The sequence below is a fragment of the Alteromonas macleodii genome (genome assembly GCF_903772925.1).
GTDB lineage: Bacteria > Pseudomonadota > Gammaproteobacteria > Enterobacterales > Alteromonadaceae > Alteromonas > Alteromonas macleodii_A.
Window position 1 is genome coordinate 3,006,293 of sequence record NZ_LR812090.1, and the last position, 15,104, is coordinate 3,021,396.

A 15,104-nucleotide genomic window follows, 5' to 3' on the forward strand; every position below is an offset into this window, starting at 1 on the left:
AAGGACCATTTCTAAGCGAATGAACATTTTAGTGCGATAGGTACACTTCTGTCGACGTAAAATAGTGCATGAGACCTCTCTAGCGCGAACAGATGTCGAAGAAATGCAAAATGGTATAAAAGTGGAACAAAAAATTCAGCAGTACCACCTTAACTAACTGGCTCTTTTATTGCCCCTCCGTTGGTGCGGTAACGCTGACGAGCGGTGAGGCATGTTCGGCTTGCAGATACTCCATCAAGCCCACCAAGCTTAAAGGCTTGGTAAAGTAATACCCTTGCATAGCTTTGGCACCAATCTTTTTGGCGAAGGTTACCTGCTGAACGGTCTCTAAACCTTCTAACGTGCACGGCATGCCTAGCTTCACACACATCGACACCACATTCTCGATGATTAGCGCTCTACGCTTTTGTTGTTTACTTTGTAGTGGAAAGTCAGGCAGCAGCGAGCGGTCAATTTTGATAGCGTCATACGTTTCGTCAGCTAACTCTGATATGCAAGAAAAGCCTGTACCAAAGTCATCAATGGAAATAATAACCCCAAGTGCTTTAATTTTGGTAAGCACTTCCCTCGCCTTTGAACTTTGAAGCGTAGATTCAGTTATTTCTATCACTATTCGTCTAGGGTCAATATTATGAAAGGCAAACCGCTCTGCAAATAGCTCAATAACCCCGGTATTCTGTAACTGTACCGGTGACATATTCAAATTGAACTTCACGTCTGAAAAACCCCATCCACTGAGAGCTTTAAGTGCGAAACAGACTTCGTCTAACATTAAAAGACCAATGTCATGAATGTGTTTTGTACGTTCAGCTATCGGTATAAACTTTTCGGGGCTAATTGGCCCATGGCTAGGAATGTGCCAGCGAGCTAACGCCTCCACAGCTAAAACTTCACCATTCGAATCTATTATAGGCTGAAAGTAGGCTGTGATTTGTTTATTTTGAATTGCGCTTTTAAGCCCTTGTTGAATGAACAGCCTATACTCGATATTTTTCGAAAGATCTTCACTGAATGTGACAACACTATTCTTACCGCCTTGTTTTGCTGAAAACATTGCAATATCAGCATTTTTTAGTAGCTCTGTTGGCGACATGTTTTCTGTAGATGACGCTAGACCAATACTTGCTGTAACTTGAAAGTCGCCCGATGTTGTCTTAAACACTGATTTCAGTGAAGAAGATAACCGGGATGTCATTTTGTTTAAAAGCTTTTGGCAAGTAGTACTTGTCACAATAACGAATTCGTCACCACCAAACCTTATAACAGTATCATCATCTCGTAGCGATGCTTTAAATCGGCTCGCGCATGCTCTTAGTATTTCATCTCCCACCTCATGCCCATGGGTATCGTTAATGAGCTTGAATTCATCGATATCAATAAAAATGATTGAGCAAGGCTCGCATGATTCACTGTAAGTCTCGACAATACTGTTCAAAAAGTTTCGATTTCCAGCACCGGTGAGAGCGTCAGTGAATGCAAGGTACTTGAGTTGACTTTCCGATGACTTTAGTTCTGAAACATCGGTAAGAATGGCAACGAAATTAGTTTCTCCATCATCAAGATTAAATGAAGTTACCGACATGGTTAAATGAAACCTTCGCCCTTCGCTTACAATAGTGAGCTCTGTTCTTAAACCGTCTTCCAGATAGTCTGGGCGAGGATCGTGTTTTCGCGCTTTAGGAAAAACATTGTTTATGTGAGTAGATATAAGGTGCTCGGCTTGGGTGCCTAGCATCTCGCATAAGGATTGGTTTGCTTTTATTATGAGACCTTCAGCATCACAGACTAAAACCCCTTCTTTAATTTCACTTACAATCTTATCTGCAACACTCAGGTTTGACTGAGTGCTCTGTAGGATAGATATATCTTGTATGGCACCAATTTGGACATAGTCTTCGCCCCACCCAATATCGGAGAGGACAACCTGAAACCATTTAGTCGGTTGGCCTTCAATTTTTAGCTGCAACGTTGTGAGGTAATTCGACTTTAAATGTATCGCCTCTTTTAACTCAACTTCTTTTTCTTCGGGAAACAACGAAAGGAATTTGGATAATGGCATTTTGCGTGGAAAATCGAAAAGATTCTCCACACTTTCAATAACGACTGACTGAGTAGAGGTATCAACTTCTAACACGCCTAACTTCGCAATCTCTGACGCCATTGCGAAACGCCTATTAGAAGAAGCTAGCGCTTTTTCCGTTTTTTTTCTTTCCAGCGCAACTTGAATAGTAGTAGTGAGTGAAAGCACACCGTACGGTTTTACTAGATATCCATAAGGGGAAATCGAGAGCGCATTAGAAATTGTGGTGTCATCACAGTAAGAGGTACTAAACACAATTGGTACTTTAAACCTTTCTGTAATGCTTTTCGCAATTCCAATACCAGAATCTGAACCACCCAAATCGATGTCCATTAAAATGAGGTCGGGAACACGTTTATCCACTAACGCATACAATTCGCTTTCCGTCTTTGCTATGCCTAACACCTGCATACCTGCCTGGATAAGCGCATTTTTAACGTTCATCGCTTCAACTAAATTGTCTTCAACAACAAGTATTAGGGGCCTGGTTATATCAGTCACAAATTTACACCTTGAAACCAAAAGCTTCGATAGAACGCTTTAGCAATGTGGTGTCGACGGGTTTGGTTAATATATCCACATCTGATAACTCCTCGGGCAGCTCTATTGCGGCTCCGTAACCCGTAATAAAGAGAAAGGGTATTGATAACTTTTGTATTTCAATCCCTAACTGAAAAGTATTTTCATTTCCCAAATGAACATCTAAAAACATCATCGACGGTTTACCTTTAGCCAAAGCCGCTCTTGCAGAGCTTATATCGCCAAAAATATCAATTTTATCAATTCCCAACTGTTTAAGATGCTTCTTAAGGTCAAGCGAAATAAGCAGGTTATCTTCAACGATATAGGCGCTTGTGAGGATTTTTTCGGAATTAGCAGTGCTGATGGATTGATGCTTATCGCCATGAGTTACATGTTGAGTACTTTTTTGGCTAGTATCCAGCTCTATATATTTACGAGGAATGAGAAACTCTGCATTTAGCCCGGTAATTTTGGTACTCACTGACGCCTTGCCTTTTAGCTCATGGGGAATAACTGATTTTATAACCGTCATTCCAAACCCTTCCTCACCTAAACCATGTAAGGGAGGCCCCCCTAATTCTTCCCATTTGATAAAGCAGCCTTTCTCGTCTAACTCCCAAGTTATCGCCACTCTGCCGTCATTACTTGTCGCGCTTAAGGCTCCATATTTGGCTGCATTGGTAATCATTTCATGAAAGACCAACACGATAGGCGTTACTGCATAGGGTAAGATCCTTATATCAGGGCCGCCTATTTTAAAAGATGACTCTTTGATCATGTAAGCTTTGAGCTCGTTATGAAGTAGGTCCTTGAATCTTACACTGTTGTATGAGGCATGCGTGAGCTGATCATGCCCTAGAGCAAGTGCGGATATTCTTGATGATAAGGAGAGCACAAATTCATCGATATCTTTCTTATACTGTGATGTCTGTCCGATAATCGCACTGACTAAATTTAAGATATTGCGAACGCGGTGGTTTAGTTCACCAATAAGTAACTCGAGTCTTTTTTTGGCTTCACGTTGCAGTAGTTCTTTTTCGTGTAAATGGCGAATGGTCAGTTCCATTACACCGAGTCTAATAGATTTAGCACGCTCAATATCCAGCGTTGTCCATGGAGTAGAGGTAGATTCATTATTTTCTACCCACTTATCAAAACTCGCTCGGGGAGTAAGCGTTTCTTTACCGCCTTTCAATTCAACGCGTTTTGCAGGGTTACCGGCCCAGGAGACTTGTTGCACAACTGAGTTTCTAAAAAGAAAAATATAGTCCATTGGCTGATGAGAGATCTTTAATGCCAATACCCCGGCAACACTCTCATCCGCTAACTCGTGGTGAATGTCTGCTAAGTTTTCAAATTGATGGATTTCTTCTTCGGGCAGTTCAGCAAGTATTGCTGTAAGACGTTTGATTTTTCGTGCGCTAAATGCAGCGCCCGACTTAGTATATTCATTGCTAAAAATACAGCCGATGCCGTCAATATCTATAAGCGTCTTGAGCAGGGATAATTGTTGTACGATGGCATTATTAAGCGATTTGCCTAAAGAAAGGTTGCTAAGTACACGTGTAAATGTAGCGTTTGCTTTCTCGCTTACCCTTATCCGTTCATTTACCAGCCTTCGCGATAATTCTAGTGAAAACATCTCTGCGAAGAGTTCTAATTGCGAAACTAAGCGGCTAGGGATAACTTTTTTAGTGTTGTGATGACAAGCAATCAGCCCCCACAGTTCACCTTCTACGATAAGAGATATAGACATAGAGGCGCCGACTTTCATATTCTTTAGATATTGAATATGAATTTCAGAAACCGCCCTAAGGCGTGAAAGGGAGAGATCTATAGAAGCTCCATCGCTTCTGTTGTTACCAATGATAGGGAAAGTTGCACCGTTAACGTCAGAAATAGTTCTGATAAGATTCTTCTTATAAAGCTGTCTTGCCTGACGCGGAATATCTGAGGCGGGATAACGCAACCCTAAAAAGGGCGTCATATCGCTTGAGGTCGATTCAGCAATCACTTCACCTGAACCGTCTGATAGAAATTGGTAAAGCATTACCCTATCATACCCCGTTGCAGTCCTAACGCTTTCAACCAAACCTTCATAAAGGTCTTCGAGTTCAGAGAACATCGACATTTGCGCCATTAACGCTGTGATAACGCCCTCATACTTGCCGGAGCTCTCTGTTTGTTCGAATTCAAGAATTAAATGTTCTGCACTTTGATGAACACATAAATCGAAAATATCTTCACAGTGCGGTAGTGAAACAGAATGAAGGTGGCTTGCTTTACCGAGAATCATAGCTTGGCTCTGCGCGCCCCTTATCGCATGTATCAGCTTACGGTCGAGCAACTTCCAAAACGAGTGACCTATAAGCTTATCTTGTGGAATACTGGCAAAGCTGCCTAAGTTTTCGGACAAATGGGTAATAGAACCTTCTCTATCTACGACAATCATGAAACCATGATTTTGTATCCTACCAAGAAGGTGAATCGGTTCTTTGTCGCATTCATTTACTAATGATGTGAGTTCGCTTGCTTCGTCATGCATTATTGTTAATCCAACAACCTTATTTGAATTAGACTAATTAAATAGCAGCGTTATCAGTCTTTAAAAAGCGCTGTAAAGTAAAACTGAAAAGAGAATAAACATAAAATATAGACCAAGAATAAGTTAAGCTAAACCTTTCATGCGCATTTATTAATATTAGTGTAAATATAACCAAACGTTTGTTTTCAATGAGCTAAGCCTGAGCATTAGAATAAATGTATATATACAAGCCCGATTTATAAAAAGAGATATTAAGTTGGCATGAAAATAGAGTGGTTTGGGTGGTTTCGCTGAGGAGACTAGACACAAAAAAGCTCTGGCAATGAACCAGAGCTTTTTCAGAGCTAAGCCACTTACATAACCCGAAAGCCCAGCGAGTTTACGCAGGCTTAGCGTAAGGGACTAAAAGCTGTATATTTGCTTAAAACGGCATTTTGAAGCCAAATGAGGCTTCGTTGCTGATTTGTGTCGATGTCACATTGTCGTTGGCTTGTAGCGCCATTAGCAATAGTTTCATCACTTATCTGTGTGATTCATAGACATCATTTCACTTTTCGTAGTTGAAGATCACGCTGATAATTCGACAACTGAATACGTTCATTTCCAGCTTGGTAGTTAGCGTGAACATCTTCCCAAAGTGGTGTTTTTTCAAGGCGCTCACACACAATATCCATTGGTGCTTTACCTTTGAATGAACCGTGAGCGCGTTGCCAGTTGTAGTAATGCTGCCACTCAGGCAATGTTTCATGTTTGAGTTCTTCTAAGTCCAAATTAACAGTCGAATAAAACTCTTCTTTGTCGGTTCTCTGTGACCTCTCAACTTTGCCATTTAAGTGAGGTGAGCCAGGTTTGTTGGGGCGAAATTTGATGCCATGTTCCATCAATTTGAGCTGTACTTTTTCAGCAAAAAATTCCGTTCCGCGATCAGTTTGAACACGCTGTATTGGAAATGGCATTTCTTCGATGACCTTATCGATAAAGGTAAGGGTATTAGCTGCTGTTCTGCGCTTAAACACGTCTAATACGCGATATCTAGAGCAATCATCAATAGCTGTGTATTGGTAAATCCCTGGTGCAATTTTACATGTGTCCATCTGTATCCGGTCGCCAGGAATAGGTCTCTGGTATCGAATAAAGTCTTTTTTCTTCCGCTGAAATACTATTGGCTTAACCTCATTTTTGGTCAGCACTTTATGAATTGAGGCAAGCGATAACTGAAAATTATGCTCGCGAAGAAGTTCATTTTGAATTCTTCTAGCACCAAGTTTTCTTTCTTTTCTTAGGTCAAGAATCCATTCCTCAATCTGGGTGTCGATTTTGGTGTTTGGAGAGCTGTGAGGACGCCTAGAAACCTCCTGTAGGCCCTCTAATCCATGTTGATTATATCGATTTAACCACTTCCGAAGAGTGGGCCGAGATATACCGCATCTACGGCAGACTAGACCCGCATTTTTCGTTTCTTGGTAAAGCTCAATCCACTTTAACCGCTGTTTAATTTCTTTGTTCATAGAATCGAATTATATTGAAACGATCTCTATGAATCACACACTAATATCGATGAGGATAGTCACAAAAAGGGAGCTGTTAGCTCAGCTCCCTTTTATTCATATTCTAGGATCTAGGAACATGGATACCAGTTATTAACCGATTCCCAAACTATCGTACCTAAAGGCACAGATATCCCTCCTAAGCTTGGGTTAGTCCCGCTCTTATATCTCAAGGTTCCATTGGACAATGCATGTCCACTTATTCTAAGTTTTACTCTATTCATATCTGGAGAATGTCCCTCAATGAATGCCTGCAATTGCCCAGGACGCTCGAACTCTGCCCAGCCGCTATAAGTCTGCCCGATGTACTTCATTGAACCATCTCGGCAGACTTTTTCTCCTACACTGTCGGGATTACGTAAAACTGCTAAAGAATACTCCCTTTTCTCTTTTTCTCGTTTTTCTTTCGCTAACCTTTTTCGGTTTTCGGCTTCATTCACTTTAGATTGAGCTATCTGATACAACTCCTTATCTGTGTATTTCGCATATCTAAATTTTTTAATAAAAGCCTTGTACTCACTGATACTCGGGCTATTTCCATAGGATGCAAATAAGTCACGTTGCTCTTTATAATGTGCTTCTTTCAATTTTTCTTCAGCAACAGCCGTTTTCGCGTTTAACTGATTTATAACAGAAGGAATGGAGTTAACAAAAAGTTCAAACTCCCCTAAATCAGAAAATCGCGTATCAACTGAATATTTTTCAACTTCACTTTCTGATGCTTTATTCTTGAGCTTAGTAACAGTTTGGTTATAAGAATATTCGGCTTTTCTTAAGCTTGCTTTGTGCTCTTCGAACTTTTGAAGTAGTGTCGCGATTTTCTCTTTATCTTCTATTTTTGAAAGCGCGTCTTGGTAAGCTTCTACGTACTCTTCATATTGAAACTCAACAAGCATATAAGATGCTATGGCAGCTGACAGTCCAACCGTCACAAGCGCCATACTCCCGTTGGCTACGGCATCGTATTGTCTTTCCATGAATCTAATGTCACTAGCAGTGGTGCATGGCTCACCCGATGTGTCATTACCTGTTGCAGTGACTACAGAACACCTCTGAATACTTTGGTAATTCCACTGAGGCTCGCCAGTGTTTACATTAACCCATGCATCATTAACGTTTGTGGTGCGCTGAGCTTCAATTGAATACTCACCGAAATGAAAGCCATCTCCCTTTTTTTCAAGCTTTGCAAATAAAACACTCTTGTTATCACTAACAGGAAATAAGTTTTGTAAGTGAGAGTTGTCAATTCCACCTTTCAGATTCGAAGATGTACTGGCACACCCAGCCAAACAAGATGAGACTAGAAGCGCTAATCCTAATTTTTTCATTTAAAATCCAATTTTTTATTAATATTTATCCTGCTGCTATTAACAGCGAGGCAGATGTTAATGACTTAATATTGATTTACAAGGAAAAATAAGATGGTTCACGTGTAACCTGCCAGAGTTACTTGACGGAAAATACATTTGCTACACGTACATAGCCCCCTGCTCCATGTCTTATAAATGAGATCTGCTGACAACAAACGCAGAGGGACTTACGAACAATGATTGGAATTTATCGTGAGTATTTTTCGGGCTTTAAACTTTTATGAATAAAAGCAGCTACAGACTTACAAAAAAGCTTGGGCCAAACCCAAGCTTTTTTTTAACACTTTTTCCCCTATTTGTTCCCCTAACTTTTCACAAAGCGAGAGACCAATGAATACGGGGCATAAAGCTTAAAACGGCATTTTGAAGCCAGGAGGTAGTGGCATACCACCGGTTACATCGCCCATCTTCTCTTTGCTAGTTTCCTGAACTCGACGTACCGCGTCGTTAAATGCTGCAGCAACCAGGTCTTCAACCATATCTTTATCGTCGTCCATCAACGACTCATCAATGTCCACTCTGCGTACGTTGTGGTTGCATGTCATTGTTACTTTGACCATGCCTGCACCCGCTTCACCGGTTACTTCTAGCTTAGCTAGGTCGTCTTGTACTTTTTGCATGCGCTCTTGCATTTGCTGCGCCTGCTTCATGATATTGCCCATTCCACCTTTAAACATAATTTTTGTCTCGCTTCGTTTTGGTGTTAATAATTCTGCTATCGCGCTTTAACCGAATCGGTTAGCACTGACGCATCGAAAGTCGATAGCAATGCTTGAATTGTATCGTCGGTTTTAATCACCGAGTGTGCATGCGCATGGCGCATGGCATGAATTTCTTGTTGTAACGCAAAAGGTGTAGATGCTGGTTCACCTAACGTGATATTTACTTCAACGCTTTCACCCAACCCATGATGGATTGCATCAACCAATTGCTTTTTCGCACTGTCGTTTAATAAATGCGTCTGACTGTGGTCAATTTCAAGGGATACTTGATTGCCCGTTCGAGAAAATGATGCGTGCAGCACCAATTGTTTAAGTAAACCAGCAACCGGCATTTGCTCTACCAGATTGCTCCATTCGTCAATTTGGCTAGCGTGAGTTAATTTACTTCCGTCATTTAAGTACGCTTTTAACTGACCGTCGTAGGTACTGCTCAGCGGCGTATCAAAATTTAGTGCATCCCGCGCAAACGACCGTTCTTCCGCATTTTCCATCTGCTCTGGAGCACTGTCGTAATTCGAGCTGCTATCAGAGGGCGCTTCAACATAGTCAGCACCTTCAAAAGGTTGAGGTGGTTGATTATCGTAATCAGTAGTCCAAGGTGGCATATCCTCAACAGGTGCTTCCAAGTATGCTTGCACCTCAGATTCGTCATTTGAAAAAGGCATATCCTCTTCAAATTCATCAAGAGCAAAATCATTTACGTCGTTTACACCAGATTGCGCTTTTACTGATTCGCCAGCATGCGCAGTGTCAGCTGACTCTGCGAGAGTGTTACCCTGAGGTGCGCCTTGTTGCAGAGAATTGTCGTCGTATTCATTGCTTTTATTTGTAGCGCTGTTAGCAAGCCCAGTGTTATTTCCTAAACGCTCAGAGTTGGTTTCAGATTCTAAGGAATTTACTTCACCACTCTTGATTTCGTTATCAGCACTAGCCTGCCCTGCACTATTTTCAGCATGGTCCGCAATTTCGTTTGTAGATTGCGCTGTATCTGAGGCTTTTGTTTTACTTCTGGTAAAGCGCGCTTGAATATCACTTGCACTTTCGCTCTTAGCATTTGCTGCGCTGGTACTTTTGGCCTCTGCGTCTTGTGCTTTTCTTTGCTTTAACTTTTGACGAAGTGCCAACATATCAGCCGTAGAAGTCAGCTGCTCTTCGGCGGTTAATGAAGACGCTTCGTTCTCGTGCGTCAACAACTCGCTGTTTTTATCAGAGCCTTCAGCATCATAAGAGCCTTCAGCGTTATGAGAGCCCTCAGCGTTATGAAAACCCTCAGCGCTTTGAAAGCCTTCAAAAGCAAAGGAGCCATCATCATCTGACGGAAGCGGCATATCGTCCATGTATGCATCTAGCGGAGGTCCATCGAAATGTTGCGCTGCTTCGTTATGAGGCTCTGCGGCAACGCTTTCTGCTTGTATCGCGGTGTTTTCTACTGGTACTTCTTCAGTAATAGGCGAAGCTGGTGCTTGCTTTACGGGTTCTTCACCATGAGCAGAATCACTCTCCAATGCTGTTGATCGAGTTGACGTTGTGCCCGACTCTACTTGAGGCAGCGCCGATTGAGTATCATTTTCACTCAACGCGCTTTCATCAACAGCTGCTTGTTCCTGCTCTTGCTGTGGTTCAAATGGAGACGTCGATTGAGGCTGTGCTTGCTGCTCTTCATCAATTTTCGATGTAGCAAGAGAATCTGGGGTAGAGGGCGCATTTTCTGACGACTGAGCAGAGGTAGATTCAACCGATAGATGTGAAGGCGTCTCCTCCTGCACTTTGGTTGCAGAAGTTTCGCTTAACTGCGCTTCCTCCTGCTTACCGACGTTTCCCGGGCCACCACTGGAAGAAGCATGATCTACAGGTAAACTATGCTCACTCCTCCCACTTTCAATCTCATTTGGTGTATTTTCAATGGGAATATTTGGCGCAAACGACATCATACGCATTAACGTCATTTCAAAAGCGCTTTTGCCATCTGCCGCAAAAGGTAAGTCTTTTCTGCCTTGAAGTGCAATTTGATAGAGTAGCTGCACTTGCTCTGCCGGAATAGTTTTGGCTAATTGAAATATCGCTTTGGCAGACGTGGTTTCTAACTTACATGCTTCTGGCACCCATTGCGTTAACGCTATTTGGTGCAGTAGGCTAGCCAACTCGCTGTGTACGTTGTCATAATCTGGTGCTTGCTCTGCGATATCATTCACCAGCTGCAACACCTCAGCCGGGCTTTTGTTTACCACAGCGTGTACTACTTTAAGCAACTGGTTCTTGTCCATCAACCCAAGCATATCGGTTACCACCGATGCCAGAACTTGATTTCCGCCTTGCGCAATCGCTTGGTCCGTTAAACTTAGCGCATCACGCATACTGCCCTGAGCCGCTCTAGCTAAAAGCGCGAGTGCCTGTTGTTCATATGACAGCTGTTCATGCTCTAAAATATGCTTAAGCTGTCCAACAATCTGCTCCCGAGACATCGCTTTCAAATTGAACTGCAAGCAACGGGATAAAATGGTTATGGGAAGCTTCTGTGGATCAGTGGTCGCTAGTAAGAACTTGACGTGTGGAGGTGGCTCTTCTAACGTTTTCAACAGCGCATTAAAGCTGTGTTTTGAAAGCATGTGTACCTCATCAATAAGGTACACTTTATAGCGTCCGCGAGTAGGCTTGTATTGCACGTTATCAAGAAGTTCGCGAGTATCCTCGACTTTGGTTCTTGATGCTGCGTCAATCTCTAATAAATCAACGTAGTTGCCCTGCTCTATCTCTTTGCAGGTGTTACATTGACCGCAAGGGTTAGCCCCTTGCCCTTCTTCGCAGTTAAGGCTTTTTGAAAAAATACGCGCAATCGTGGTTTTGCCCACACCTCGCGTACCGGTAAAAAGGTATGCGTGGTGTAAACGGTCGTTATCTAAAGCGTTTGAAATGGCAGAGACGACATGTTCCTGACCTACAAGTTCACTGAACTTGCCTGGTCTCCACTTCCTTGCTAGTACCTGATAACTCATTATTACGTATTTCGCCTTTTGCTAATTATGCTTTACAGCGATTATTCGCCTTCAAATTCACAAATTGAATAACTCTCAATATCAAGCTGATTCAATTTTTGCTCGCCGCCTAAATCGGGAAGATTAATGATGAACCCTGCGTGGTTGATTTCGCCACCTAGAGAACGAATTAGCTTTGCAGATGCAGCTATAGTGCCGCCAGTTGCAAGTAGATCATCAATAAGAAGGACTTTATCGCCTGGCTCTATAGCATCTTTATGGATTTCCAACGTATCCATGCCGTATTCCAGTTCGTAGCTCTCACTTACTACTTCACGAGGAAGTTTGTTGGGTTTTCTTACTGGAACGAAACCAATGCCCATTTCGATGGCCAATGGCGCACCAAATAGGAATCCGCGCGCTTCAGTACCCGCAATTTTGGTAAAGCCCATACCTTGATACTTTTCTACAAGTAAAGAGATACAGCTACTGAATGCTTTGTGATCTTCTAAAACGCTGGTCACATCTCTAAATAAAATACCTGGCTTAGGATAGTCAGGTACGGTTTTCACTACTGATTTAATATATTCTGCAGTCACAATTTTGCCTTGAATGTCTGCGTTATAACCAGAAGGTGAACCAGCCGGCGATGATATGCATCAACGGGAACGCAATTAAAGTTACTAGCGAAGCTAGAAAGTACCACTTGTTATAGACTTCTTTGAAATCTGAATTGTTAGCCATTTGCACTACCTAAACAATTTTTGTGAACAAAAAAATGGTGCTAAATGTTAATCGAAAGCAAGCTCGATTGACAGCGCTAATGTGACTGATCGCTCACTTTCAATACAGATCCTGGCGAAAGTTTAATATAAAGCAGTTAAATACTCTTTTTTAGCTAGCGTACAGGAAGAAATATCCCTTTTTGAAGCATATCCATGAGGGTTTGGTTCATGCCATTTACAAGCACATTCGAGGGTATTTGAGGAAGTTGTTGACATAAAGACTTGGATAATTGTTCTATTTTCATTCCCTGCTCACTTTGCTCCAGCGTGTTGACTAAAATAGCCGTTACCGGGTTAACATGAGCAAACTGTACGTTATAGTCTTGATCTCTATAGACTACATAGAACTGTTGTTCTTGAGCAGGTTGCTCAGGAATATAGTCCTCACCAATTAAATGAACTTCAAAGTGATAGGCAGCTAATGAAGCATACGGCGAAACTCTTATAGCATTAACTGTATGATCTTGGGTGTAGAACTCAATATCTTCTTCGTTTTTTCTTATACTGACATCAAGCTCTAACCATTCATAATGAGCAAGTTCTGCGATAAAATCAGGCAAATCCAACCCAAAAGACGGTGCTGTTGATAAGTACTCAACGAACTCTTTACTGATTTCTGCAAAATAAGGCGATCGGCATTCGTGCTCAATAAAAAACTGACGCACAACACTCTCCCACCCTTTCTCCCCATACAATTTTAATACGATAGATTTTAGAACTGGGAAGCCTGTACTAACGAAGTTATCTATATTATTAAAAAATAAAGACTGATAGATTTTCATTCGACGGGCGTTATCGCTGTCAGTGTCTCGATAAGTTTGTGGATCTTTTATCGCCTCGGCGAACGATTTTTGGGTGCGCTGAAATGATTGCGTCATGCGACACTTCCATTTACGACTGATTCTCTAATAACTCCGCACTTTGTCTGAATCTGCTTAATCTTCCTTACTTCTGACAATAACTCGTGCAAAGGAGGAATATTAAAGTCACGTTCTAACAAAGTGGGAAACACTCCATGAGTAAGGTAGGCGTGCTCTAATAAATCCCATACTGGCTCGATGACATCTGCGCCGTGTGTATCAACCTTTAGATCCTCAGCTTCGTCATAGTGACCCGCAATATGCCCATAAACAATTTTTTCAGAAGGAAGGCCGTTGATAAATGATTTTGCGTCATATTTGTGGTTGATGCTGTTCACGTACACGTTATTTACATCAAGAAGCATTTGGCATCCTGACTCTTTTAATATATTTGTAGTGAATTCTAATTCATCCATTTCCTGACCGGGTGCGATGTAATAAGAGACATTCTCTAAAACCAGAGGCCGCTCAATAATATCTTGAACTTGAACAATGCGAGATACAACGTGCTTAATAGCTTGTTCAGTAAAAGGAATTGGCATTAGATCGTACATATGACCGTTACCAGAACAAAAGCTTAAGTGCTCACTGTACAATGCAATATTATTAGCATCTAAAAATCGCTTAACGGTTTTTACGAACTCAACGTCTAGCTTGTCGCTACTTCCGATAGACAAAGATAAACCATGGGTGGTAAAAGAAGCTTGTGAAGATGCTTGCTGAAATTGATTTTGGTACTTTCCACCAAGTGGGATCCAGTTTTCAGGTGCAACTTCCCAGAAATCAACCTCCGATGGCAACGTGGGTAATAGCTCTTTTAGCATTTCCCTACGAAAGCCTAAGCCAGCGCCATAGATGTCTTTCATATTTCCCCCTTCTACCTCATGGGATTACATAATATCAACTTACGTTATAAGACAGAAATGGCCATCATTCGACAGCCATTTTTACTAAACGTAACTCGTGTAGCGTTTCATTACTTTATAATAAGCTACACAATGTTTTTTGAGTGGCAATTACATGCTGCCGCATTTGCCTTCACCGCACTTGCCTTCTTTACCAGCTTTCTTGTCGCCGCCACATTTACCTTCGCCACACTTGCCTTCTTTTTCAGCTTTCTTGTCGCCGCCACATTTGCCTTCACCGCACTTGCCTTCTTTACCAGCTTTCTTGTCGCCGCCACATTTACCTTCGCCGCACTTGCCTTCTTTTTCAGCTTTCTTGTCGCCGCCGCATTTACCTTCGCCACACTTTCCTTCTTTTTCAGCTTTCTTCTCGCCGCCACATTTACCTTCACCACACTTGCCTTCTGCAGCAAATTGGCTGTAGCCAGATTCTAGTGCCTGTATACCAAATGGATTAACGTCTGCTACTGCAACTGTTGACGCCAAAGAGCCAATTACAACTGCACCCAAAGCTGTAGCTACTGATGATTTTTTAATTTGTTTCATTGATGTACCCTCAATAATATTAGTCATGTTTGACGTACAGTAAGCACGTGTACTTTAAAAGACCTTATGGGCTTAAAGGTTATTTCACAAAAAATTAATTTTTTACAATTATTTCTTATCTAATTGATATTACTGATTTTTACATAAGTTTAAATGCACATTAAAGCTTCAATAAGTAACAAGTTTTGGGGTCAGAGTCTGAGGTATCCCCACAAATAATGTAACGATATCAGTAAGATAAAAAAGACAG

10 protein-coding genes are annotated in these 15,104 nt (G+C 41.7%); all 10 read right to left on the reverse strand.

The window, feature by feature from the left end:
• Nucleotides 1-166: 166 nt before the first annotated feature.
• The 10 genes from PCAR9_RS12985 to PCAR9_RS13030 all read right to left on the reverse strand — a co-directional run bounded on the left by PCAR9_RS12985 (nucleotide 167) and on the right by PCAR9_RS13030 (nucleotide 14,854).
• Complete coding sequence (locus tag PCAR9_RS12985; RefSeq protein ID WP_179983957.1) at nucleotides 167-2,581, reverse strand: EAL domain-containing protein; 2,415 nt, start codon at nucleotides 2,579-2,581, stop codon at nucleotides 167-169.
• Between the two features lie 4 nt (nucleotides 2,582-2,585).
• Nucleotides 2,586-5,147 carry an HWE histidine kinase domain-containing protein gene (locus tag PCAR9_RS12990; RefSeq protein ID WP_179983958.1) on the reverse strand — a complete coding sequence of 854 codons (2,562 nt, stop codon included), beginning with the start codon at nucleotides 5,145-5,147 and terminating at the stop codon, nucleotides 2,586-2,588.
• Between the two features lie 542 nt (nucleotides 5,148-5,689).
• Entirely contained in the window at nucleotides 5,690-6,655 is a 966-nt protein-coding gene (locus tag PCAR9_RS12995) for an IS481 family transposase (protein WP_179983959.1), read from the reverse strand.
• Nucleotides 6,656-6,765: 110 nt separating this feature from the next.
• The gene (locus PCAR9_RS13000) at nucleotides 6,766-8,022 is read right to left on the reverse strand and encodes a hypothetical protein (protein ID WP_179983960.1); all 1,257 of its coding nucleotides are present in this window, start codon (nucleotides 8,020-8,022) and stop codon (nucleotides 6,766-6,768) included.
• A gap of 392 nt (nucleotides 8,023-8,414) precedes the next feature.
• A complete protein-coding gene (locus PCAR9_RS13005) occupies nucleotides 8,415-8,741 on the reverse strand; it encodes a YbaB/EbfC family nucleoid-associated protein (RefSeq protein WP_014998895.1) in 327 nt (108 codons plus the stop codon).
• Nucleotides 8,742-8,779: 38 nt separating this feature from the next.
• Nucleotides 8,780-11,779 carry a DNA polymerase III subunit gamma/tau gene (gene dnaX, locus PCAR9_RS13010; protein WP_179983961.1) on the reverse strand — a complete coding sequence of 1,000 codons (3,000 nt, stop codon included), beginning with the start codon at nucleotides 11,777-11,779 and terminating at the stop codon, nucleotides 8,780-8,782.
• A gap of 41 nt (nucleotides 11,780-11,820) precedes the next feature.
• Complete coding sequence (gene apt, locus PCAR9_RS13015; RefSeq protein WP_179983962.1) at nucleotides 11,821-12,357, reverse strand: adenine phosphoribosyltransferase; 537 nt, start codon at nucleotides 12,355-12,357, stop codon at nucleotides 11,821-11,823.
• A 299-nt stretch (nucleotides 12,358-12,656) separates the two neighbouring features.
• Nucleotides 12,657-13,421 carry an HvfC family RiPP maturation protein gene (locus PCAR9_RS13020; protein WP_179983963.1) on the reverse strand — a complete coding sequence of 255 codons (765 nt, stop codon included), beginning with the start codon at nucleotides 13,419-13,421 and terminating at the stop codon, nucleotides 12,657-12,659.
• A complete protein-coding gene (locus PCAR9_RS13025; protein ID WP_179983964.1) occupies nucleotides 13,418-14,269 on the reverse strand; it encodes an HvfB family MNIO-type RiPP peptide maturase in 852 nt (283 codons plus the stop codon). Before PCAR9_RS13025 ends, PCAR9_RS13020 begins: the two co-directional genes overlap by 4 nt.
• A gap of 150 nt (nucleotides 14,270-14,419) precedes the next feature.
• A complete protein-coding gene (locus tag PCAR9_RS13030; protein ID WP_179983965.1) occupies nucleotides 14,420-14,854 on the reverse strand; it encodes an HvfA family oxazolone/thioamide-modified RiPP metallophore in 435 nt (144 codons plus the stop codon).
• Nucleotides 14,855-15,104: the final 250 nt, after the last annotated feature.

What these genes read in the sequence shown, in the direction of transcription:
- PCAR9_RS12990 (WP_179983958.1), bottom strand. Translation starts at nt 5,147, where the DNA reads ATGCATGACGAAGCAAGCGAACTCACATCATTAGTAAATGAATGCGAC.
- PCAR9_RS12995 (WP_179983959.1), bottom strand. Translation starts at nt 6,655, where the DNA reads ATGAACAAAGAAATTAAACAGCGGTTAAAGTGGATTGAGCTTTACCAA.
- PCAR9_RS13000 (WP_179983960.1), bottom strand. Translation starts at nt 8,022, where the DNA reads ATGAAAAAATTAGGATTAGCGCTTCTAGTCTCATCTTGTTTGGCTGGG.
- PCAR9_RS13005 (WP_014998895.1), bottom strand. Translation starts at nt 8,741, where the DNA reads ATGTTTAAAGGTGGAATGGGCAATATCATGAAGCAGGCGCAGCAAATG.
- dnaX (WP_179983961.1), bottom strand. Translation starts at nt 11,779, where the DNA reads ATGAGTTATCAGGTACTAGCAAGGAAGTGGAGACCAGGCAAGTTCAGT.
- PCAR9_RS13020 (WP_179983963.1), bottom strand. Translation starts at nt 13,421, where the DNA reads ATGACGCAATCATTTCAGCGCACCCAAAAATCGTTCGCCGAGGCGATA.
- PCAR9_RS13025 (WP_179983964.1), bottom strand. Translation starts at nt 14,269, where the DNA reads ATGAAAGACATCTATGGCGCTGGCTTAGGCTTTCGTAGGGAAATGCTA.
- PCAR9_RS13030 (WP_179983965.1), bottom strand. Translation starts at nt 14,854, where the DNA reads ATGAAACAAATTAAAAAATCATCAGTAGCTACAGCTTTGGGTGCAGTT.